Genomic DNA, 22,314 nt, shown 5'->3' on the forward strand with positions numbered 1-22,314 from the left:
TTAGAATACAGATTCAAATCTGCCTAATTCAACTTGAATAGATTTTGTTTGCGTATAGTGTTTTAAGGTTTCAATCCCATTTTCACGTCCAATACCAGATTGTTTGTAACCACCCACAGGCATTTTAGCGTCAGACTCCCCCCAAGTGTTGATCCAACAAATACCCGCTTCAAGCTGATGAATAATACGGTGAGCTTTATTTAGATCTTTGGTTACTACGCCAGCTGCTAAGCCATATTCCGTATTATTTGCACGTTCAATCACTTCTTGTTCCGTTTCATAGCTTAAAATACTCATTACAGGGCCAAAGATTTCTTCTTTGGTAATGGTCATTTCATCGGTACAATCAGTAAAGACCGTTGGTTGTACATAGTAGCCCTGTGGGAAAGTTAAATCACGTTCGCCACCGATTAAGCATTTTGCCCCCTCTTTTTTACCGAGTTCAATATAATTTAGCACTCGGTTCATATGGGGTTCGCTCACTAATGGGCCAAAGTTTGTGTCAGGATCTTGTGGATCACCCATTTTAATACGTTGCACACGCTCAACTATTTTTTGTTCAAATTCGGCTTTAAGTTTTGCAGGGACAAAAACACGTGTACCATTCGTACACACTTGACCTGAGCTATAAAAATTCGCCATTACGGCAATGTCTGCTGCTAGATCTAAATCTGCATCATCACAAATCACAACGGGTGATTTTCCACCTAATTCCATTGTCACTTCTTTTAGATTAGACGTAATCGCACTGGCACACACTTTTTTACCCGTATGCGATCCGCCTGTGAAAGAGACTTTATCAATTCTTGGGTGTTGCGTTAAGAAATCGCCAATATCAGCTCCCGTTCCGTTTACCACATTAAAGACACCATCTGGCACGCCTGCTTGCGTTAAAATTTCTGCTAATTTTAAGGTGGTTAAAGGGGTGACTTCACTTGGCTTAAAGACAACGGCATTTCCTGCTGCTAAGGCTGGTGCTAATTTCCACATTGCAATTTGGATCGGATAATTCCATGCCCCAATGCTTGCAATCACCCCTAATGGCTCACGGCGAGTATAAACAAAACTATCTTCACGAAGCGGAATTTGCGTACCTTCAATCGAGGTGGCTAAGCCAGCATAATATTCAATCACATCAGCCCCAGTCACAATATCCACATGTATTGTTTCACTTACCGGTTTACCCGTATCTAAGGTTTCTAAAAGTGCTAATTCATCATTGCGTTCACGCAAAATTGTAACGGCTTTATTTAAAATTCTTGCACGTTCTACGGCGGTTAATGCAGCCCATTTTTTTTGAGCTTTAACGGCACAATCTACTGCAAAATCAATATCTTCTTTTGAAGCAACTTGAATTTCTGCTAAGGTCTCGCCTGTGGCTGGATTGGTTGTGGTAAAAGTACGTCCACTCGTGGCGTTGTAGTATTTACCATTGATATAAAGTTGTTGAGTGGGAAATTTCATTGTTCCTCCAATAAGTTATTTAGAAATTGTTTTGCGATCGATCGGGCTTGATAATGATCGAACTCTTTACTGCGTAAACTACCGTGTAACCATAATCCGTCGATTAAAGCAGCTAATCCTCTTGCTGCATTTTTGGCTTGTTGATTGGGTAATAATTTTTTGAAATGAAATAATAAATTGGAATGTAAACGGCTATCATTGATCTTTTGTAAACGATTAAGATCTTCTTGGTGCATACTCATCGACCAAAAGGAGAGCCACACTTTCATTCTTGCGGAATCTGTATTCGGATCAAAATTACAATCAATAATAATTTCAATCGCTCGTTGGGGGGATAGTTCTTTTTCAACTTTATTTTTTTCTATAATTGAAAGGCGTAATTCTCTCATTAACTCTTTCATTGTTTCATAGAGCAATCCCATTTTACCGCCGAAATAATGGCTAATTATGCCAGAAGATAACCCCGCTTGTTGAGCTATCTGCACAATGGTGGTATCTGCAACCCCATACTTTTCAACGCAAACCAATGTTGCTTGAATAAGTTGCTGTCGCCGAATTTCTAGCATTCCAACTTTTGGCATTCAAATGTCCTTTTCTAAAATTTGTTCATATTTCATTCTAATTTATTTTTATTGAACGTTCAATTAAAATAAAAAGTATTGGTTATGGTGGCGGTGTGGATATTATTTATTATCAATAAAAAACGGTTTAATAAGTTAATTATTATTAAACCATTGTTTAATTATTCATCAGGATTCCCGATTATTTCGAGTGCTTCGTAGATCATTCCCCAAAACTTAGCGTGATCCAATTTTACCGCTACTTGGGTTTTACAATCTGTTGGAATTGGATATCTAAAATCAGCCACCGTCATACCGACCGTTAATTCACCTCGCAATTCAATATCAACAGGTACTCGTTTTGTTGTCATTACCGTTGGATCAATTAAATAAGCAACGGTACAAGGATCGTGGACTGGTGGATAGTCAAAGCCCTGACTTTGTTTATACATTTTTCCAAAGAAATCCAATAATTCAACGACAAATTGAGATGGCTTAGTATTGATTGCTTTAATTCTTTCGATCACTTCTGGTGTAGCGAGGGCTTGATGAGTTAAATCTAAACCTACCATCGTAACCTCCCAACCTGCATTAAACACAATATGAGCGGCTTCGGGATCAATTTTGATATTAAATTCAGCCACTGCACTCCAATTTCCTTCGTGATAACCACCGCCCATAAGCACTACTTCTTTGACTCGTTCCACAATTCTAGGTTCTAAACGTATCGCCATTGCAATATTCGTCAAACCACCTGTTGGCACTAAGGTAATAGTTTTTGGCTCGTGAGACATTATGGTATCAATAATAAAATTAACAGCGTGCTTATCAATAGGTTGTTGCTCAGGCGTTGGAAGTTTTGGGCCATCTAAACCCGAATCGCCGTGAATATCAGGAGCAACCTCAATTTCTTTAATCAAAGGGCGAGGACAGCCCTTAGCAAAAGGTATGCCTTTCATTCCAATCATCTTCGCGACAGAAAGAGCATTACGCGTGACCTTGTCTAGTGTCTGGTTACCAACAACAGTGGTAACGCCCAATAATTCAATCTTAGGGTTTGCATAAGCTAACATTATGGCAATTGCATCATCGTGACCTGGATCACAATCTAAAATAATTTTAGTCGTCATTATTCACTCCTAAGTGTCAGTATTAAACAATAAATACAATGACTAATAATATAAAAAATCTGCCTAATACTGAACAAGCAAAAGACAGATTTTGGTAAATTTTTATAAAAATATCACCGCTTGGTTATTGTTTTTTAGCTCCGAAAGAAGCGAAAATCATTTTGCTATCAATAGCTGTTTGTAATACACCGGCTAACTCAGTCGCATTTTTTCCATAAAATTTACCTGACATACCACCATAAAAAAAGTTACTTTGAAATCGTGCATTTTGTGAAAAATCAGCTATTTTTCCATCTTCAAAATTACTAAATTTGCCCCTTAAGGTTTTATCATCAAAATTTACTGTAAATGAACTATCACCAGTTACAACTCCACTGTTTTTTTCATCTTCAACAGCTGTTGCAACCACGAAACCAGAGTATTTGACATCTTTCCCTGTTGGTAAATCGTTTACAGGGGTTATATCACCTTGTGCGAAGAAATGTTTATCGACAAAACCAAAACGAGAATATTGGAATTGAGTTCCACTAACAACTTTGGCTTTATTAAGGTTGTCAGGTTGTTGAATTAGTAATTTTTTAGTGCTAATACCTACTGGTATCAAGGTGATTTTACGTCCTTCAATTTCAATTTTATTGAGATCCATATTAGTGCTATATTCATCATTTTCACCGATATCTTCTTCTGAGGTCTCAGAGTCAATTTTATTATAATTTTCAGAAAATATAATATTGGCAGCAAGATTTCTTGCGTTGGAATGATGAGGTGTATTTAGGGAATTTTCACTAGGCGTGGTAGAGCCACTTCCGCCACCACTGCCACAAGCCGCTAAAACCAGAGAAATCGCTGTTGCTAAAACTAATTTTTTCATTTTGGAATCCTTTTTTATATGAATGAATTTTTTGTAAATTTTGATAAAAATATCACCGCTTGGTTATTGTTTTTTAGCTCCAAAAACTGCACTCTCTCCTCTTTCTTTACTGTCGTATATTCCTCCGACTTCCGCTGCATTGCTCCCGAAGAATCGACCTTGAACATCTTTCCCTTCAAATTGATTACCGTCAATTTTTGCATTAAACATCATTGTTTTTGAAAGAGGATTATTGAGTAAATCATCGTTTTGCCAATCGGATAATGTTCCTTTCAATGTTTTATTTGTAAAATCGACATCAATGGTACTTTTTCCCTTTCTAAGGGGAGAATAAGAGTAACCGTAAGCATCGCCTAAATAAGTGATTTTCCCTTTTTGTGGCATATTTGTGGTTACATAACCTTGAACAAATTTTCCAAAAGTTGCATCTTCTACCGTGTCATTAGATAAATCATCAGGATTTGGAACGTAATCATCATGTATGCCGAAACGCATATATTTATATTGTAATCCACTGATTACATTACTTAATCTTTCCCCTTCAACAATTACTTCTTTCTCTACTTTATCTGGATTTATTGTTACAGTAATTTTTTCATCATATTCCTTTACTCTTTTCTCATAATTTTCTTGTTTATTATAATCATCAGGTAAAAGCTGAACATTTGTACCATTGATCATAATATGATTAAGATCTTTACCACCAGAAACAGGACGAGTAATTTCTTTTTCTGTTGTAAAAGTATCTGTTGTGCCATCAGGGTTTACATCTGTTATTTCTTCCAGTTTTGATATTAGTTTTCCATTTTCATCAGGATACATATCATAAGAGGTTAATACACCTTCTAGCTTTCCCTCTTTTACATAACTATTATCAGCAGAGCCACTTCCGCCACCACTGCCACAAGCCGCTAAAACCAGAGAAATCGCTGTTACTAAAACTAATTTTTTCATTTTGGAATCCTGTTTTATATGAATGAAGTTTTTGTAAATTTTGATAAAAATATCACCGCTTGGTTATTGTTTTTTAGCTCCGAAAACAGCCCCTTCACGTCGGATCTCATCATGATAGATTCCCCCAATTTCATCCGCATTACGACCAAAGAAAGAGCCTTTTACATTCTTGCCTTCAAATTTATTTCCTTCAATAGATGCATCGAAAGATATTGTTTGAAGTTTATCTTTTTCTGCAAGGAAATCATAATTTTGCCAATCAGACAGTGTTCCTTTTAGTGTCTTATGACCAAAATCGACATCAAGTTTACTTTTTCCTTTAGTCAATGCTTCTAGTCCACCATAAGCATCGCCTTTATAGGTAACCGTTCCTGATGTTGGCATATTTTCAGTGACATAGCCTTGTACAAACATACCAAAGGTTAGCTGATCTTTAAGATGGGATTCGTGATAATTTGGGTCATAATCATAAGTACTATGTTGACCAAAACGCATATGTTTGTATGTCTTATCGCTCACAATAGACGTTAAAACTTGCCCTACCTCGACGGCATCATCTCCAACTCCCTGATAATATGCAGTATATTTTTCATCGCCGTTAGGATTTAAAGGAATAGATACGTTATTGATTAGAATATGATTTATGTCATCATCTTTAGAGAATCTCGTTGTTTTTATTTCATAATCATCATATGTAATTATATTTCCAGCAGGATCTTTTGATTCTTTTTCAACAGGATGAAGAAAATCATATGCGAATAAAACGCCTTCAATTTTTTCTGGTTTTGTATTATCAGCGGAGCTACTGCCACCACCGCTTCCACAAGCTGTTAAAATCAAAGATATCGCCGTTACTAATGCTAATTTTTTCATTGTTAAATCCTTTTGTGAGTGAATAGAGTTTTTGTAAATTTTTATAAAAATGTCACCGCTTGGTTATTGTTTTTTAGCTCCAAAAACAGCACATTCGCCTTTTTCTTTATCATAATAAATACCACCTATTTCAGCTGCATTATGACCAAAGAAAGCACCTTTCACATTTTTACCATCAAATTGATTCCCCTTAATAGATGCCCCAAAAGTGATTGTTTGAGTTTTGTCATTTTCTTCAAGGAACTCATAATCTTGCCAATCAGATAATGTTCCTACTAAGGTTTTATGACCAAAATCGACATCAATTCTGCTTTCTCCTTTAGTTAAAGCTTCTGAACCACCATAAGCATCACCTTTATATGTAACTATTCCTGAACTTGGCATATTTTCAGTTGCATAACCTTGAACAAAAACCCCAACTTCCCTTTGGCTTTTGTTATACGATTCTTCATCAAATTTTTCTGGATTATAATTATAAACATCATGGATACCAAAACGCATATATTTGTATGCTTTACCATTAACAGCAGACTTGAGAACTTTTCCTACTTTTATGGTATTTATTCCATCCTCATTATAATAATCAGTATATTGCTCATCACCATTAGGATTTAAAGCAATTGATACACTGTTAATTAGAATATGGTTAATATCGTTATTTTTAGAAAATCTAGTCATTGCTAATTCATAATCATTAAAGTATTCGGTTTTTCCATCAGGATACGTTGATTCTTCTTTAATAGGATGTTCAAAATCAAAGGCTAAAAGTACCCCTTCAATTTTTTCTGGTTTTGTACTATCAGCGGAGCTACTGCCACCACCGCTTCCACAAGCTGTTAAAATCAAAGACATCACCGTTACTAATGCTAATTTTTTCATTGTTAAATCCTTTTGTGAGTGAATAGAACTTTTGTAAATCTTGATAAAAATATGACCGCTTTACCTTGCGTTAGCAATCGTTTGCTTTTTGAGTGTATCTATAAGGTCACCGTGTTATATAAATTGAAGATTGGATAAATAAGAATGATGTTGAATTCGGCTATTTTAAGACAATAAATGAGCTTTGGCTAGATTTTAAATAAAAAAATAAGGGGAAAATATTTCCCCTTAAATCTGTACTAATTTGGTAAATTTTAATTAAAATTTAACCGCTTACACTCTCGCTATTTTTAACAATCCAACAATTGTGAATGTGTTTATTACGTTCAAAATCTAGTGGAATGGTTTTTTCAGTGATATTTTCAGCCACTAAACCAAGCTCTGTTAAGCCGTCTATATTCATTTTAAAATTACGTTTATTATTTGAAAAAATAATGGTTCCGTCTTTGGTTAAAATGCGTTTTAGTTTTGTAAACAGTTCTAAATGATCACGTTGTACGTCCCAGCTATCTTCCATTCGTTTTGAATTTGAGAAGGTTGGTGGATCAACGAAGATCACTTCAAAACGTTCACGGCATTCGCTTAACCATTGCAAGCAATCCGCTTGAATTAAACGGTGATTACGCAGGTCAAAGTCATTCAAATCTAAATTCTGTTCCGCCCAGTTTAAGTAGGTATTTGACATATCCACTGTTGTAGTTGCTTTCGCACCGTGTAAGGCTGCGTGAACAGTTGCTGAACCTGTGTATGCAAAAAGATTTAAGAATGTTTTGCCTTTTGCCATTTCGCCAACCATTCTGCGAGTTAAACGGTGGTCTAGGAATAAGCCAGTATCAAGGTAATCCGTTAAGTTTACCCACAATTTCGCACCGTATTCGGTCACGTGGAAATATTCGCCTTTATTGGCTAATTTTTCATATTGATTAGTGCCTTTTTGCTTTTGGCGAACTTTTAACACTAATTTATTAGTTTCAATCCCCGTTACAGAAAGGGTTGCTGCCACTGCGTCTAATAAACGCTGACGGGCTTTTTGTTCATCAATCGTTTTTGGTGCAGCGTATTCTTGCACCACAATATGATCGCCATAACGATCCACCGCAAGGTTATATTCGGGTAAATCAGCGTCGTATAAACGGTAGCAATCTAAGCCTTGCTGTTTTGCCCATTTATCAATTTTTTTGATATTTTTCTTTAAGCGATTCGCAAAATCAGGGGCAAGTTGTGCGTCAGCGTCAAATTTAAGCTGTGTGATTTCGCTTTCTTCACGTTTACGATCACTTAATAAATAATTTTTTTGGATACAGTCTAATGGTCCATTTTTTGCTTTAAATTGACGGTGTGAGCGTAAACGTAAGCAGTTTAATAAATCCGCTTCACTGCTAAATATTGAGGCATTCCAGCCTGCAAAGTGCTGTTTTAAACGTTGTCCGAATACTGTATAAAGGGCGATAAGTTCTGGTGTTGTGCCTAAGCGTTCACCGTATGGAGGGTTACAAATAAGCGTGCCTTTTTTATTTTCAACAGGGTTTTTAAGGGCGGCTACATCGCCGTGTTTAAATTGGATAACATCACCTACACCGGCATTTTCGGCATTTTGTTTCGCTTTTTCAATTACTCGGCGATCTAAATCAAACCCATAAAATTGAATTTCATCAGAAGATAAAATAGCATTTTTTGCCTCAGAAACGACCGCTTGCCATACTGCGGGTTGGTGTCCTTTCCACGAATCAAATCCCCAGTGTAAGCGATTGATTTGAGCGGGAATATTCAGTGCCATTTGAGCCGCTTCAATTAACAATGTCCCTGCACCACACATTGGATCAACCAAAGGTGTGCCTTTTTGCCAGCCTGAACGCAACACAATCGCTGCTGCTAAGGTTTCACGCAATGGCGCTTTACCGGTATCGGTACGATAATTTCTTAAATGCAAAGCGTCACCACTTAAATCTAATGAAAGAATCAGTTCTTCACGGTTTAAGTAAGCGTGGATACGAATATCCGCTTGATCTTTATCCACGCTTGGACGATTAAACCCTGCACGCTCAAAGTGATCCACAATACCATCTTTCACACGCATTGCCCCAAATTGAGAGTGGCGAATTGCGTCGTTGGTGCCGTTAAAATCAATAAAAATGGTATCTCTTTCATCAAAAAGATCTTCCCACGCATAGCCTACTACTGCACTATAAAGATCGATATCATCAAATACTTTTGCTTGGGTTAGTGGTAATAAAATACGTGACGCAAGGCGAGAATATAATAAGGCGGTGTAAACCCCTTTTTGATCTGTGGTGAAATGCACGCCACCCTGTGCGATTTTGCATTGTTCAATGCCCATTTGGGTCAATTCGGTTTTCAGCATTTCTTCAAAGCCACGTGCTGTGGTGGCAAAATAAGTTGTTTGTTTCGTCATTTTTGTTTCATCAGTAAAAAGAATTGTGGATAGTATAATATAAAATGAACGTGAATGTTTCTCTAATGTCAAAAATAACGTACAATAGTTCGGTTAAGCGGTTATATTTTTTTAACTTTTTGCAAATTGATCGCACTACGATAAATTAAATATAAGATAAGGCTATTACTCTCGCTCCCTGAGCTTGTCGAAGGGACTATTATTTAAAAGCACTAATGTTTCGACAGGCTCAACAACCGTGCTGAGTAATGGTACTTTGATAAACTTTTTAGTCTTAATCTATTATATAAATTAAAATTTTTTGGAGAAAATGAATGGAAAACTTGGTGCTTATTGGATTTATTGCTGTTTTATACGGTGTTTGGCGAGGATTAGACGCGTTACAACTACCTAACACAATTTCTATTATTCTTGTTGGTTTATTAGTCATTTGTGGACTGTGTTGGTGTTATCATCGTTTTTGTCTAATGCCACGTCGTAAAGTAAAAATTGATGAGCAAGAAGTGCTATTAAAACGCTCGCTTACCCAAGAAGAAAAAGCAGAAATCTTAAAAGAACCTGTATTTACTGAGTTTTTCTCATCACTATTTGGCATTTTAGCCATTGTGACCATTGTGCGTTCATTTATTTATGAGCCGTTTCAAATTCCGTCAGGTTCAATGGAACCCACCTTACGTGTTGGGGATTTTCTGTTAGTAGAAAAATATGCTTATGGTATTAAAGATCCGATTTGGCAAAATACTTTAATTGAAACAGGACACCCTAAAAATGGAGACATTATCGTATTTAAAGCTCCTGAACACCCAAATGTTGATTATATCAAACGTGTTATCGGTGTTGGAGGCGATTTAATTAAATATGATTACCTGAATAAAACCTTAACCGTAACTCATAATGGTAAAAAGATTGCTTATCAATATACTAATATGGGAGAAAATCTTGAATTTATGCGTAATATCAGAAATAACATTCTTATTCCTATTGAGCATATTGAACAAGGGAGTGTATCTCATAATATTTTAACTCTTCCTTATCACCCTTATATTGAGTGTAATTTAAAAGGAAATCAAATTGTTCCTGATTATGAATGTTTCTATGAACAAAAAGGAATGTCTTATGGAGAATGGAAAGTACCAGAAGGGCAATATTTTGTAATGGGTGATAATCGAGATAATAGTCAAGATAGTCGTTTTTGGGGCTTTGTGCCTGAAAAAAATATCGTGGGTAAAGCAGTCTTTATTTGGATGAGTCTAGATAAAAAACAAGATGAATACCCAACTGGATTACGATGGAATAGATTTTTCACTAAAATTAAATAGCTATTATCAAAAATGAAATTAGAACGATTACAAAAACAAATTGGTTATCAATTTACCCAAATTGATTACTTAAAACAGGCTTTAACGCACCGCAGTGCTGCAACCAAAAATAACGAACGCTTAGAATTTTTAGGCGATTCGATTTTGAATTTTGCGATCGGACGTGCGTTATACCATAAATTCCCTAAATCACCAGAAGGCGAATTAAGTCGTATGCGAGCAACATTGGTGCGTGAAAAAACCTTAGCCATTATTGCCCGTGAATTTAATTTAGGGGAATATTTAAAATTAGGTTCAGGCGAGCTAAAAAGTGGCGGAGCAAGACGAGATTCCATTCTCTCGGATTGCGTTGAGGCGATTATCGCGGCAATTTTTCTTGATTGCGATAAGGATATGGATAAAGTCACCGAATGTGTTTGGGCTTGGTATAAAACTTTCCTCGATGAAATTTCACCAGGTGACGCACAAAAAGATCCGAAAACTCGCTTACAAGAATATCTTCAAGGTAGAAAATTGCCACTGCCAACCTATGAAGTGATTGATATTAAAGGGCAAGCCCACAACCAAACTTTTAAAGTAACCTGCCAGATCAAAAATATGGCACAAGAATTTGTTGGTGTAGGAACCAGTCGCCGTAAGGCTGAACAAAACGCTGCTGAGCAAATTATTACTCAGCTAAACTTAAAAAAATAATTATTTATAGAAGAAATAAAATGACAGAAACAAACAAAAGCTATTGTGGATTTATCGCCATTGTCGGTCGTCCAAATGTAGGAAAATCAACCCTATTAAATAAAATCTTAGGGCAAAAAATCTCAATTACATCACGTAAAGCACAAACCACTCGTCACCGTATTTTAGGTATTCATACCGAAGAGCAATATCAAGCGGTTTATGTGGATACACCGGGATTACACATTGAAGAAAAACGTGCGATTAACCGTTTAATGAACCGTGCTGCAAGCAGTGCGATTGGCGATGTTGATTTGGTGATTTTTGTGGTTGAAGGCACGAAATGGAATGACGATGATGAAATGGTATTAAACAAGTTGCGTGCGACCAAAGCCCCTGTGCTTCTTGCGATCAACAAAGTGGATAATATCAAAGAGAAAGAAGAGTTATTGCCACATATCGCAGAATTATCACAAAAATTTGATTTTAAAGAAATTTTACCGATCTCTGCTGAACGTGGAAATAACGTTGATGTGTTAAAAGGCATCGTGAGAAAATCATTGCGTGAAGGTACGCATCACTTCCCTGAAGAGTATGTTACTGACCGCTCACAACGTTTTATGGCATCAGAAATCATCCGTGAAAAACTAATGCGTTTCTTGGGTGAAGAGTTGCCTTATTCGGTAACAGTTGAAATCGAAAAATTCCACGTAAATGAGCGTGGTATTTATGAAATCAACGGCTTAATTTTAGTGGAACGTGACGGTCAGAAAAAAATGGTGATCGGAAATGGTGGTAGCCGTATTAAAACGATCGGCACAGAGGCTCGTCAAGATATGGAACGCTTATTTGACGGCAAAGTTTACTTAGAACTTTGGGTTAAAGTAAAAGCAGGTTGGGCTGATGATGAGCGTGCGTTACGTAGTTTAGGCTATATCGACGAGTAATATTCATACGAATAAGCGGTAGGATTTTGATCAGATTTTGCAAAAAATGATCAAAATTAGACCGCTTTATTTTTTTCTACCTTTTAAAACAATTCTAAAAAATGCTAAATAAAAATTATCGTGGTCGCTTTTCTGTTGCCCCAATGCTTGATTGGACAACACCTCATTGTCGTTACTTTCATAGACAATTCACAAAACACGCTTTACTTTACAGTGAAATGATAACTTCTCCAGCTATTTTAAATGCAAAATATGACTTATTGGCTTTTGATAAAGCAGAAAATCCTGTTGCATTACAGCTTGGCGGAAGCGATCCACAACAGCTTGCTCAATGTGCGAAATTAGTTGAACAAAGAGGCTATACGGAAATCAATTTGAATGTTGGTTGTCCTTCGGATCGGGTTCAAAATGGAATGTTTGGGGCGTGTTTAATGGCGAAAGCTGATTTGGTAGCACAATGTGTAGAAGCGATGAAAAATGAAGTGGCAATTCCTGTGACGGTTAAACATCGTATTGGGATTGATGATTTGGATAGCTACGAGTTTTTATGCGATTTTATTGAAAAAGTGCAACCAGTTTGTGATGATTTCATCGTACACGCTCGTAAAGCGTGGCTTTCAGGGTTAAGTCCAAAACAAAATCGTGAAGTACCGCCTTTAGATTACGAACGTGTTTATCAGCTAAAACGTGATTTTCCGCACTTAAATATCAGTATTAACGGTGGTATTAAAACTATTGAGGAAATCAAGCAGCATTTAGATTTTGTTGATGGAGTGATGGTTGGGCGAGAGGCATTTCAGAATCCAACTTTATTAGGTTATATCGATCAGGCATTATTTGATGAAACAGCCCCAGTGGTTACACCGATTGAAGCTGTAGAAAAAATGTTTCCTTATATTGAACAACAATTGTCGCAAGGCGTCTTTTTAAATCATATGATTCGTCCGATGCTAAATGCGTTTCAGAGTTGTCGTGGTGCGAAACGGTGGCGACGCCATTTAAGTGAAAATGCCCATAAACAAGGGGCAGGCATTGAGGTTGTTGAAACCGCATTAGGCTTTGTCAAATAGAATAAAGGCTCTCAGGAAGAAAATTCTTGAGGGCTTTTTGGCTCTTATTTCAGTTACAATTATATTTTTAATCAGTGGTTTGTCGATTTTATAGTAAAATTATATTTTGCAAATTTTTATAAAAATCTGACCGCTTCTTTTATCGCAAATTATGTCAAACAAAATTATTAAGCAACGTGAGTTAGTAACTAACACCCAACTTTCAGACGATCCTTTATTGAACCGTCTTTATCAGGCTCGAGGTATAACGACTGCCCAGCAGTTAGAGTATGGTCTGAAGTTTTTACATTCCCCAATGCAATTCGCTAATATCGAAAAAGTGACGGATCTTTTGATTGATATTTATCATCAGAAGAAAAAAATTGTGATTGTAGGGGATTTTGATGCAGACGGAGCAACCAGTACTTCATTAACTCTTATTGCTTTGAAGCAACTTGGTTTTTTAAATGTCGATTATTTAATCCCTGATCGTTTTTCTCAGGGCTATGGTTTAAGCACTAGCGTTTCGCAAATGGCGATTGATCTCGGTGCAGAAGTGGTCATCACGGTGGATAATGGCGTTTCTTCTGTGGAAGGGGTTGCGTTGTTGAAACAGCATAATATTCAAGTCATTATTACCGATCATCATTTGCCTCCAGAGGAATTACCTTGTGCTGATGCGATTGTGAATCCTAATCTGAATGATTGTGGTTTTCCGTCAAAATCCTTAGCGGGAGTGGGGGTTATTTTTTATGTGATGTTGGCATTGCGAGCGAAAATGCGAGCACTAAATTTATTTGAAGCAGGTTCTGAGCCGAATTTGGCCGAGCTGCTGGATTTAGTGGCATTAGGTACGGTTGCAGATGTTGTGCCTTTGGATCACAATAATCGAATTTTAGTTCATCAAGGGATCAACCGAATTCGTTCAGGTTACTGTCGAGCAGGGATCAAGGCATTGGTGGAAATTGCTAAGCGAGATCTTTCAAAGTTAAAAGCAAGCGATCTTGGTTTTGCGATAGCTCCTCGCTTAAATGCCGCTGGGCGTTTAGAAAATATGGCGTTAGGAGTGGAATTACTAATTTGTGAAGAAATGGATAAGGCACGCCAAATTGCTTTTGAATTGGATAGTCTTAACCAAACTCGTAAAGAATTTGAGCAAGAAATGAAAACGGAGGCACTTTCAATTTGTGCGAAATTACCTCATTTAATGCAGAATATTGAAGCTTATGGAATTGTGCTTTATCAGCCTGATTGGCATCAAGGTGTGATTGGTATTTTAGCCTCTCGTATTAAAGATCAATTTAATCGCCCCGTGATTGCTTTTGCTCAAGAAAGTGAAGATAGTGAGTTTATTAAAGGATCGGCTCGTTCAATTGCGGGCTTGCATATGCGAGATTTGTTAGAGCTTATTGATCAAAAGCATCCGAACTTAATTTTAAAATTTGGTGGACACGCAATGGCGGCGGGCTTGACTATTCATCAGGATAATTTTTTACAGTTTCAACGTGTATTTGATGAGGTAATCAATCAAACGATCAGTGCTGATCAGCTACAAAATATCATTTATACTGATGGCGAATTATTGAGTAATGAATTTAATTTAGAGACCGCTCGCTTGATACAGGAAGCTGGTCCTTGGGGACAGATGTTTCCAGAACCGTTGTTTGAAGGTGAATTTAAAATTATTCAGCAACGTCTTGTAGGGGGACAGCATTTAAAAATGATGGTTGAAATTCATAACCAGCTATTTGATGCGATTTTATTCAATGTAGATTTGAAATTATTCCCTGATTTATCAGTCAAAGTGGCACGTTTAGTTTATAGTTTAGACATCAACGAATTTAGAGGAAATACAAGTTTACAATTACTTGTACGAGAAATTTTTGTTTAATTTTAGAAGGTAAATACTATGTTATATCAAGCAGTTGCATTTGATTTAGACGGTACATTATTAAGCAGTAATGGTACGATTTTAGCATCAAGTAAAAAGGCGATTCAGCTGGCTAGAGAAAAAGGCGTGAAAGTTTACATTGTAACAGGTCGCCATCATACAGCGGTACGCCCTTATTATGCCGAATTGGGATTAGATACTCCTGTGATTTGTTGTAATGGTACTTATCTTTATGATTTCCATAAAGATGAAGCATTAGTGTCTAATCCGTTACCTCCGCAATTAGCGTCTGAATTGATCAATTCAGCACAGGCTGAAGGTATTCATGTATCTGTTTATTTTCGTGATGCAATGACTTATGAGCAACTTAATCCTCATTTTGAACGTTTTTTAAAATGGGTAAATTCGTGTGATGAAAGCGTGCGTCCGAATGTACATCAAGTAGCAAAATATCAAGATGTGATTGATCAAGGTACAACGGTATGGAAAGTGTTAATTAGCGATCCAGATCTACAAAAAATGCAAAACTTTGTAAAAAAATTACCGCTTGAACAAGTAAGCCCTGAGTGGTCTTGGGTCGATCGTGTGGATATTACTCATCAAGGAAATACCAAAGGGGCGTGTTTAAAAGAATTGCTTAAAATTGAAGGTATTGATCCACAAAAAACGGTAGCATTTGGAGATAATTTTAATGATATCAGTATGTTAGAGTTTGTAGGATTAGGTATTGCAATGGGTGGCTGTGAACAAGAAGTACAAGATAAAGCAAATAAAGTAATTGGTTCTAACAATGAAGATAGCATTGCAACAGAGTTAGAGCAGTTATTTGGATTAGCATAGAATGGATATTTTATTGCTAATTAAAACCATTTTAATGGGGATTGTTGAAGGCATTACGGAATTCTTGCCGATTTCAAGCACTGGATATTTGATTTTATCAGCTGATTTAATGGATTTTTGGACGCCTGAAAAATCAGATTTGTTCGTTGTTGTTATTCAATTAGGGGCAATTCTCGCCGTAATCTATGATTATTGGGGACGCTTGTGGCACGCATTGATCGGTTTATTGACAGGGAAAGCTGAAGGATTGAGTAATCCACGTCAATTAGGGCTAAGTTTAATTGTTGCTACGATTCCTGTTATGATCGTTGGCTTTACCTTTGCGGATCAGATTAAATCTTATTTATTTCACCCTGTTGTAGTGGCGGTAATGTTGATTATTGGTGGATTACTGATTTTCTATGTTGAAAAATTACCGAAAACGATTATTGCTAACGAAGCCGAAGACGTGAATATCAAAACAGCATTAAAAATTGGTTTATTCCAGTGCTTAGCTCTTATTCCTGGAACTTCTCGTTCAGGCTCGACTATCATTGGTGCGTTATGGCTTGGGGTATCTCGGAAAGCGGCCGCTGAGTTTTCTTTTTTCTTAGGTATTCCAGTACTAGTTGGAGCAGGATTATTAGATTTACTCAAACACAAAGCATTGTTACAATCAAGTCAAGACTTAATGATTTTAGGTATTGGGACATTGGTTTCTTTTGTTGTGGCATTGCTATGCATTCGTTGGCTAGTCGATTGGGTTAGTCGCCGAGATTTCACGCTTTTTGCGTGGCTTAGAATTACAACGGGTGTCGCCGTTTTAATTGCAAGCTGGGTGTTTAATTATAATATTCAGGGATAATATTTTAGACTTGTACAATATTGTTGTAGCGACAGGGCAAACCCTGTCGTTATTTTTAGCTAAACATAATAATTTGATAAAGCTTAATAATAAGAATGTTCGCCTGCTTGGTGTTCCGTTGCGTCTTGTACACCTTTGATTTCATCGCCAAAGATACTAATTAGCTGCTTTTCAATCCCTTCTTTTAAGGTAACGTCAATCATTGAACAACCATTGCAGCCACCTCCAAATTGCAGAATCACAATACCGTCATCAGTTAATTTTGTTAATGTTGCCATTCCACCGTGATTAGCGAGCTGCGGGTTAATTTGCGTTTGGATGACGTAATCAATACGTTCAATTAAAGGTGCGTCATCAGCAACTTTTGGCATTTTGGCATTGGGTGCTTTCATGGTAAGTTGAGCCCCAAATTCATCGGTAACATAATCAATTTCAGCATCATCAAGAAATTTGATACTCATTTCATCAATAAAAGCCGAGAAAAACTTAAATTTCATTTCTGTATCGCTTTCTTCAACCGCATTAGCGGGGCAGTATGATACGCCACATTCTGCACGAGGTGTACCTGGATTTACTACGAAAATACGAATGTTGGTGCCTTCATCTTGCTGGTCTAATAATTTCTTAAAATGGTTTTGGGCATTTTCCGAGATTGTAATGTTCATTTGAATTCCATCATTATTTTTAAAAACTTGCTTATTCTACCTGTGATTACTAAATTTGACTAGTATCAAATTTTAGGCTGTTTTGTTGAAGTATTGTTACATTTTGTTAAATAAAATAGCGAGAAAAGAGAAAAAAAACAGTTTTTAGGTGGAATTCAAGGGGCATTTTTGGGTAAAATAGAGTGTTTATTTTTATTTAGCTATAAAAGGAAAATATAGTTGAATAACAAATTCAGAATTTGAGAAATTAACAAAGTGATTTAAGGATAAGTGGGGAAATGTTTATTCTTATTTTTACTTTGGCTCAATAAAAGCGATTGCAAACTTTTGCAATTATTTGTATTAACCCAATAAAAGTAGTGCATAATTATGATTACAATTAAACAAGGTTTGGATCTTCCAATTTCTGGAAAACCAGAACAAGTAATCCACGATGGCAATGCCATCAGTGAAGTTGCGATACTGGGTGAAGAGTATGTGGGAATGCGTCCATCAATGAAAGTTCGAGTGGGCGATGTAGTGAAAAAAGGTCAAGTTCTTTTTGAAGATAAAAAGAACCCAGGCGTGATTTTTACTGCACCTGCAAGCGGAACGATTACTGCGATCAATCGTGGTGAAAAACGTGTTCTTCAATCCGTCGTAATTAAAGTTGAAGGTTCGGAGCAGATTACTTTTTCTCGCTATGAGGTTTCAGAGTTAGCTTCTTTGAACGCAGAGCAAGTTAAACAAAATTTAGTAGATTCAGGTATGTGGGCTGCGTTTCGTAGTCGTCCATTTAGTAAAGTGCCTGCGATCGACAGCAAACCATCTTCAATTTTTGTTAATGCAATGGATACCAATCCATTAGCTGCAAATCCAGAAGTGGTGTTAAAAGCACACTGGCAAGATTTTATCAATGGTTTAACTGTGTTAGGTCATTTAGATGAAAGTCCTGTTCATCTTTGTAAAGCGGGCGGAAGTAATATTCCAACGGTTGATTTACCAAATTTAAAAATTCACGAATTTGATGGCCCACACCCAGCAGGGTTAAGTGGTACACATATTCACTTTATTGATCCTGTAAGCATCACTAAGTCGGTATGGTATATCAACTATCAAGATGTAATCTCTATCGGTCGTTTATTCACAACAGGTGAATTATGTGCTGAACGCATTATTTCTTTAGCTGGACCACAGGTTAAAACACCTCGTTTAGTAAAAACGTGTGTGGGTGCAAATCTTTCTCAATTAACTCAAAATGAGTTAAAAGAAGGGGATAACCGTGTGATTTCAGGTTCTGTATTAAGCGGTGCAAAAGCAGAAGGGCCTGTTGATTATTTAGGTCGTTATGCGTTGCAAGTTTCAGTGATTACAGAAGGTCGTGAGAAAGAATTATTTGGCTGGATTATGCCAGGTAAGGAGAAATTCTCTATTACACGTACTACATTAGGGTATTTCAGTAAGAAATTATTTAATTTCAATACTGCTTTACACGGTGGTGAGCGTGCAATGGTGCCAATCGGTGCATATGAACGTGTGATGCCATTAGATATCATTCCAACATTATTGTTGCGTGATTTAGCGGCAGGTGATACTGATTCAGCACAGAATTTAGGTTGTTTAGAATTAGATGAAGAAGATTTAGCTCTTTGTACCTTTGTTTGTCCAGGTAAAAACGAGTACGGTCCTCTCTTACGTCAGGCGTTAGAAAAGATCGAGAAGGAAGGTTAAGATGGGATTAAAAAATCTTTTTGAAAAAATGGAACCAGCCTTTCATAAAGGTGGGAAATATGAAAAGTGGTACGCTTTATTTGAAGCAACTTATACACTTTTCTATACACAAGGTACAGTGACCAATAAAGATTCACACGTTCGTGATGCGTTAGATTCAAAACGAATGATGATTTTTGTTTGGTTAGCTCTATTTCCTGCAATGTTTTATGGAATGTATAATGTTGGGGCACAAGCAATTGCTGCGACTCATCATTTAGGTTCATTAACAGACAGTATTGCAAATAACTGGCACTATGGTTTATCAGATTTATTAGGTGCAACATTAAGCCCTGATGCTGGTATTCTTAGCAAAATGCTACTTGGTGCAACATTCTTCTTGCCAATTTACTTAACTATTTTCTTAGTAGGTGGTTTCTGGGAAGTGGTATTTGCAATGGTTCGTGGTCACGAAATCAATGAAGGTTTCTTTGTAACCTCAATTCTTTTAGCGTTGATCGTTCCACCAACATTACCATTATGGCAAGCGGCATTAGCAGCGACATTTGGTGTGGTTGTTGCAAAAGAAGTATTCGGTGGTGTAGGTAAAAACTTTATGAACCCAGCATTAGCGGGTCGTGCGTTTTTATTCTTTGCTTACCCAGCTCAAATCTCAGGTGATGTTGTTTGGACGGCGGCAGATGGCTTTTCTGGTGCGACAGCACTTTCACAGTGGGCACAAGGTGGCGAAGGCGCATTAACCAATGCAGTAACGGGTCAATCTATCACTTGGATGGATGCTTTCTTAGGTAACATTCCAGGTTCAATGGGTGAAGTTTCAACCTTAATGCTAGCGATTGGTGCGGCAATGATCGTATTCGCTCGTATTGCATCTTGGCGTATTATTGCAGGTGTAATGATCGGTATGATCATCACTTCAACCCTATTTAACTTTATCGGTTCAAATACTAATCCAATGTTTGCTATGCCTTGGTACTGGCATTTAGTATTAGGTGGCTTTGCACTTGGTATGTTCTTTATGGCAACTGACCCTGTATCAGCTTCATTTACTAATAAAGGTAAATGGTGGTACGGTGCGTTAATCGGTTCAATGTGTGTCATTATTCGTGTGGCAAATCCAGCATACCCAGAAGGTATGATGTTAGCAATTCTATTCGCTAACTTATTTGCACCATTATTTGACTATGTTGTTGTTCAAGCTAATATCAAACGTCGGAGAGCTCGTAATGTTTAAGAATAAAGATAGCATTGGCGGAACAATTTCAATCGTTGTTCTGTTAAGTTTAGTTTGTTCTCTTATCGTAGCTGGTTCGGCAGTATTGTTAAAATCAGCACAAGAAGAGCAAAAAGCATTAGATAAACAAAAAAACATTTTGAATGTAGCAGGTTTATTAAACGGTGCGACTAATAAAAAAGTAGTTAAAGAAATTTATGCTAAAAATATTGAACCTAAAATTGTTGATTTAGCAACAGGGGACTATGTTGAAGGCATTAAAAACTTTGACGCAAAAGTGGCTGCAAAAGATCCTGCTCAAAGCATTGCTATTGCACCACAAGATGATAAAGCAAGTCTTCGTACTCGTGCAAAATATGCTGAAGTTTATCTTGTTAAAGGCGAAGATAATCAACTAAAACAAGTGATTGTGCCTATTTATGGAACGGGCTTATGGTCAGTGATGTATGGCTTCGTATCAATTCAACCAGATGGTAATACAATCAATGGTATCACTTACTATGATCAAGGTGAAACGCCAGGATTAGGTGGTGAAATTGAAAACCCAAGATGGCAAGCTCAATTCAAAGGTAAAAAATTACTAAATGAAAAAGGTGAGTCTGCGATTACTATTGGTAAAGGTGCATCAGCAGATAAAGAACACGGTATCGATGGTTTATCTGGTGCAACATTAACCTCTCGAGGTGTTGATGGTACATTCAAATATTGGTTTAGTGAAAATGGCTTTGGTCCATATTTAGCAAAACTCAAAGCAGGAGCTAACTAATGGCAAATAAATCAAATGTGAAAAAGTTATTGTTATCGCCAGTAATGGATAATAACCCAATTGCATTGCAAATTTTGGGTATCTGTTCTGCGTTAGCGGTAACCACAAAATTAGAAACAGCAGTAGTAATGATGTTTGCGGTTATTTTTGTAACAGCATTCTCAAACTTGTTTATTTCAATTATCCGTAACTATATTCCTAATAGTGTGCGTATTATTGTACAAATGGCAATTATTGCATCATTAGTAATTCTGGTTGACCAAATCTTGCGTGCTTATGCTTATGGTCTATCTAAACAGCTTTCCGTATTCGTTGGTTTGATTATCACAAACTGTATCGTAATGGGACGTGCAGAAGCATTTGCAATGAAATCTGCACCATTAGAAAGCTTTATTGATGGTATCGGAAATGGTTTAGGTTATGGTGCAATTTTGATTACTGTTGCCTTCATCCGTGAACTTATTGGTTCAGGAAAATTATTTGGAATGACAGTTTTTCAAACTGTTCAAGATGGTGGTTGGTATCAAACAAATGGCTTGTTCTTACTTGCTCCAAGTGCGTTCTTTATCATCGGTTTCTTAATTTGGGGTATTCGTACTCTCAAACCTGAACAAGTGGAGAAATAACAATGGAACATTATATTAGTCTATTTGTAAAATCCGTATTTATTGAAAATATGGCACTGTCTTTCTTCCTTGGTATGTGTACATTCCTTGCGGTATCTAAAAAAGTATCAACTGCTTTTGGTTTAGGTATTGCGGTAATCGTGGTTTTAGGTATTTCTGTACCTGTAAACCAATTGGTTTATGTTCACGTACTAAAAGAAAATGCACTTATTGAAGGGGTTGATTTAACATTCCTCAACTTTATTACCTTTATCGGGGTAATTGCAGCATTAGTACAAATCTTAGAAATGGTATTAGATAAATTTTTCCCAGCATTATATAACGCTTTGGGGATCTTCTTACCATTGATTACCGTAAACTGTGCAATTTTTGGTGGTGTATCATTTATGGTACAACGTGAATATAATTTCGCAGAATCAGTGGTTTATGGTATTGGTGCTGGTACAGGTTGGATGTTAGCAATCGTTGCTCTTGCAGGGATCACAGAGAAGTTAAAATATGCTGATATTCCAGCAGGACTTCGTGGTTTAGGAATTACCTTTATTACCGCTGGTTTAATGGCATTAGGATTTATGTCATTCTCAGGTATTCAACTATAAGGAGCATA

The 22,314-nt window shown here is 36.8% G+C and carries 21 protein-coding genes; 12 read left to right on the top strand and 9 right to left on the bottom strand.

What is annotated here, in order from left to right:
* The 8 genes from betB to rlmKL all read right to left on the bottom strand — a co-directional run bounded on the left by betB (position 1) and on the right by rlmKL (position 9,144).
* Positions 1-1,464, bottom strand: a complete 1,464-nt coding sequence (gene betB / locus DYE60_RS00715; RefSeq protein WP_115314726.1) for a betaine-aldehyde dehydrogenase — start codon at positions 1,462-1,464, stop codon at positions 1-3.
* Positions 1,461-2,045 carry a transcriptional regulator BetI gene (betI, locus tag DYE60_RS00720; RefSeq protein ID WP_115314727.1) on the bottom strand — a complete coding sequence of 195 codons (585 nt, stop codon included), beginning with the start codon at positions 2,043-2,045 and terminating at the stop codon, positions 1,461-1,463. The genes betB and betI overlap by 4 nt, the downstream gene beginning before the upstream one ends.
* A gap of 161 nt (positions 2,046-2,206) precedes the next feature.
* Positions 2,207-3,154: a uridine-preferring nucleoside hydrolase UriH gene (gene uriH, locus DYE60_RS00725; RefSeq protein ID WP_115314728.1), complete on the bottom strand. Its 948-nt coding sequence runs from the start codon at positions 3,152-3,154 to the stop codon at positions 2,207-2,209.
* A 124-nt stretch (positions 3,155-3,278) separates the two neighbouring features.
* Complete coding sequence (locus tag DYE60_RS00730; protein WP_115314729.1) at positions 3,279-4,025, bottom strand: transferrin-binding protein-like solute binding protein; 747 nt, start codon at positions 4,023-4,025, stop codon at positions 3,279-3,281.
* 63 nt (positions 4,026-4,088) lie between these two features.
* Positions 4,089-4,979 (bottom strand): transferrin-binding protein-like solute binding protein, encoded by an 891-nt coding sequence (locus DYE60_RS00735; protein ID WP_115314730.1) that lies wholly within the window; start codon positions 4,977-4,979, stop codon positions 4,089-4,091.
* A gap of 63 nt (positions 4,980-5,042) precedes the next feature.
* Entirely contained in the window at positions 5,043-5,852 is an 810-nt protein-coding gene (locus DYE60_RS00740; protein WP_115314731.1) for a Slam-dependent surface lipoprotein, read from the bottom strand.
* Positions 5,853-5,915: 63 nt separating this feature from the next.
* Entirely contained in the window at positions 5,916-6,731 is an 816-nt protein-coding gene (locus tag DYE60_RS00745; RefSeq protein ID WP_115314732.1) for a transferrin-binding protein-like solute binding protein, read from the bottom strand.
* A gap of 265 nt (positions 6,732-6,996) precedes the next feature.
* Entirely contained in the window at positions 6,997-9,144 is a 2,148-nt protein-coding gene (rlmKL, locus tag DYE60_RS00750) for a bifunctional 23S rRNA (guanine(2069)-N(7))-methyltransferase RlmK/23S rRNA (guanine(2445)-N(2))-methyltransferase RlmL (RefSeq protein WP_115314733.1), read from the bottom strand.
* A gap of 314 nt (positions 9,145-9,458) precedes the next feature.
* Here rlmKL and lepB point away from each other — a divergent pair, with 314 nt between their 5' ends.
* The 7 genes from lepB to DYE60_RS00785 all read left to right on the top strand — a co-directional run bounded on the left by lepB (position 9,459) and on the right by DYE60_RS00785 (position 16,706).
* Positions 9,459-10,463, top strand: a complete 1,005-nt coding sequence (gene lepB / locus DYE60_RS00755; RefSeq protein WP_115314734.1) for a signal peptidase I — start codon at positions 9,459-9,461, stop codon at positions 10,461-10,463.
* Between the two features lie 12 nt (positions 10,464-10,475).
* Entirely contained in the window at positions 10,476-11,156 is a 681-nt protein-coding gene (rnc, locus tag DYE60_RS00760) for a ribonuclease III (protein ID WP_115314735.1), read from the top strand.
* A gap of 20 nt (positions 11,157-11,176) precedes the next feature.
* Positions 11,177-12,082 (top strand): GTPase Era, encoded by a 906-nt coding sequence (era, locus tag DYE60_RS00765; protein ID WP_115314736.1) that lies wholly within the window; start codon positions 11,177-11,179, stop codon positions 12,080-12,082.
* A 101-nt stretch (positions 12,083-12,183) separates the two neighbouring features.
* The gene (gene dusA / locus DYE60_RS00770) at positions 12,184-13,152 is read left to right on the top strand and encodes a tRNA dihydrouridine(20/20a) synthase DusA (RefSeq protein ID WP_115314737.1); all 969 of its coding nucleotides are present in this window, start codon (positions 12,184-12,186) and stop codon (positions 13,150-13,152) included.
* Positions 13,153-13,303: 151 nt separating this feature from the next.
* Positions 13,304-15,022 carry a single-stranded-DNA-specific exonuclease RecJ gene (recJ, locus tag DYE60_RS00775; RefSeq protein WP_115314738.1) on the top strand — a complete coding sequence of 573 codons (1,719 nt, stop codon included), beginning with the start codon at positions 13,304-13,306 and terminating at the stop codon, positions 15,020-15,022.
* An 18-nt stretch (positions 15,023-15,040) separates the two neighbouring features.
* Positions 15,041-15,862 carry a pyridoxal phosphatase gene (locus tag DYE60_RS00780; RefSeq protein ID WP_115314739.1) on the top strand — a complete coding sequence of 274 codons (822 nt, stop codon included), beginning with the start codon at positions 15,041-15,043 and terminating at the stop codon, positions 15,860-15,862.
* A 1-nt stretch (position 15,863) separates the two neighbouring features.
* Complete coding sequence (locus tag DYE60_RS00785) at positions 15,864-16,706, top strand: undecaprenyl-diphosphate phosphatase (protein ID WP_115314740.1); 843 nt, start codon at positions 15,864-15,866, stop codon at positions 16,704-16,706.
* Positions 16,707-16,789: 83 nt separating this feature from the next.
* Here DYE60_RS00785 and nfuA read toward each other — a convergent pair whose 3' ends face one another.
* Positions 16,790-17,371: a Fe-S biogenesis protein NfuA gene (gene nfuA, locus DYE60_RS00790; RefSeq protein WP_115314741.1), complete on the bottom strand. Its 582-nt coding sequence runs from the start codon at positions 17,369-17,371 to the stop codon at positions 16,790-16,792.
* Positions 17,372-17,740: 369 nt separating this feature from the next.
* Here nfuA and DYE60_RS00795 point away from each other — a divergent pair, with 369 nt between their 5' ends.
* Genes DYE60_RS00795 through nqrE form a run of 5 tightly spaced genes read left to right on the top strand, consistent with a single transcriptional unit; the run spans position 17,741 to position 22,306 of the window.
* Positions 17,741-19,081, top strand: coding sequence for a Na(+)-translocating NADH-quinone reductase subunit A (locus DYE60_RS00795; RefSeq protein WP_115314742.1), 1,341 nt, complete (start codon positions 17,741-17,743; stop codon positions 19,079-19,081).
* 1 nt (position 19,082) lies between these two features.
* Positions 19,083-20,315: an NADH:ubiquinone reductase (Na(+)-transporting) subunit B gene (locus tag DYE60_RS00800; protein WP_115314743.1), complete on the top strand. Its 1,233-nt coding sequence runs from the start codon at positions 19,083-19,085 to the stop codon at positions 20,313-20,315.
* Positions 20,308-21,081, top strand: coding sequence for a Na(+)-translocating NADH-quinone reductase subunit C (locus DYE60_RS00805; protein WP_115314744.1), 774 nt, complete (start codon positions 20,308-20,310; stop codon positions 21,079-21,081). The genes DYE60_RS00800 and DYE60_RS00805 overlap by 8 nt, the downstream gene beginning before the upstream one ends.
* A complete protein-coding gene (locus DYE60_RS00810; RefSeq protein ID WP_115314745.1) occupies positions 21,081-21,707 on the top strand; it encodes an NADH:ubiquinone reductase (Na(+)-transporting) subunit D in 627 nt (208 codons plus the stop codon). Before DYE60_RS00805 ends, DYE60_RS00810 begins: the two co-directional genes overlap by 1 nt.
* Positions 21,708-21,709: 2 nt before the next feature.
* Positions 21,710-22,306, top strand: coding sequence for an NADH:ubiquinone reductase (Na(+)-transporting) subunit E (nqrE, locus tag DYE60_RS00815; RefSeq protein WP_115314746.1), 597 nt, complete (start codon positions 21,710-21,712; stop codon positions 22,304-22,306).
* The last annotated feature ends 8 nt before the right edge of the window (positions 22,307-22,314 follow it).

The organism is Phocoenobacter uteri (assembly GCF_900454895.1).
In the GTDB taxonomy this organism is placed as follows: domain Bacteria; phylum Pseudomonadota; class Gammaproteobacteria; order Enterobacterales; family Pasteurellaceae; genus Phocoenobacter; species Phocoenobacter uteri.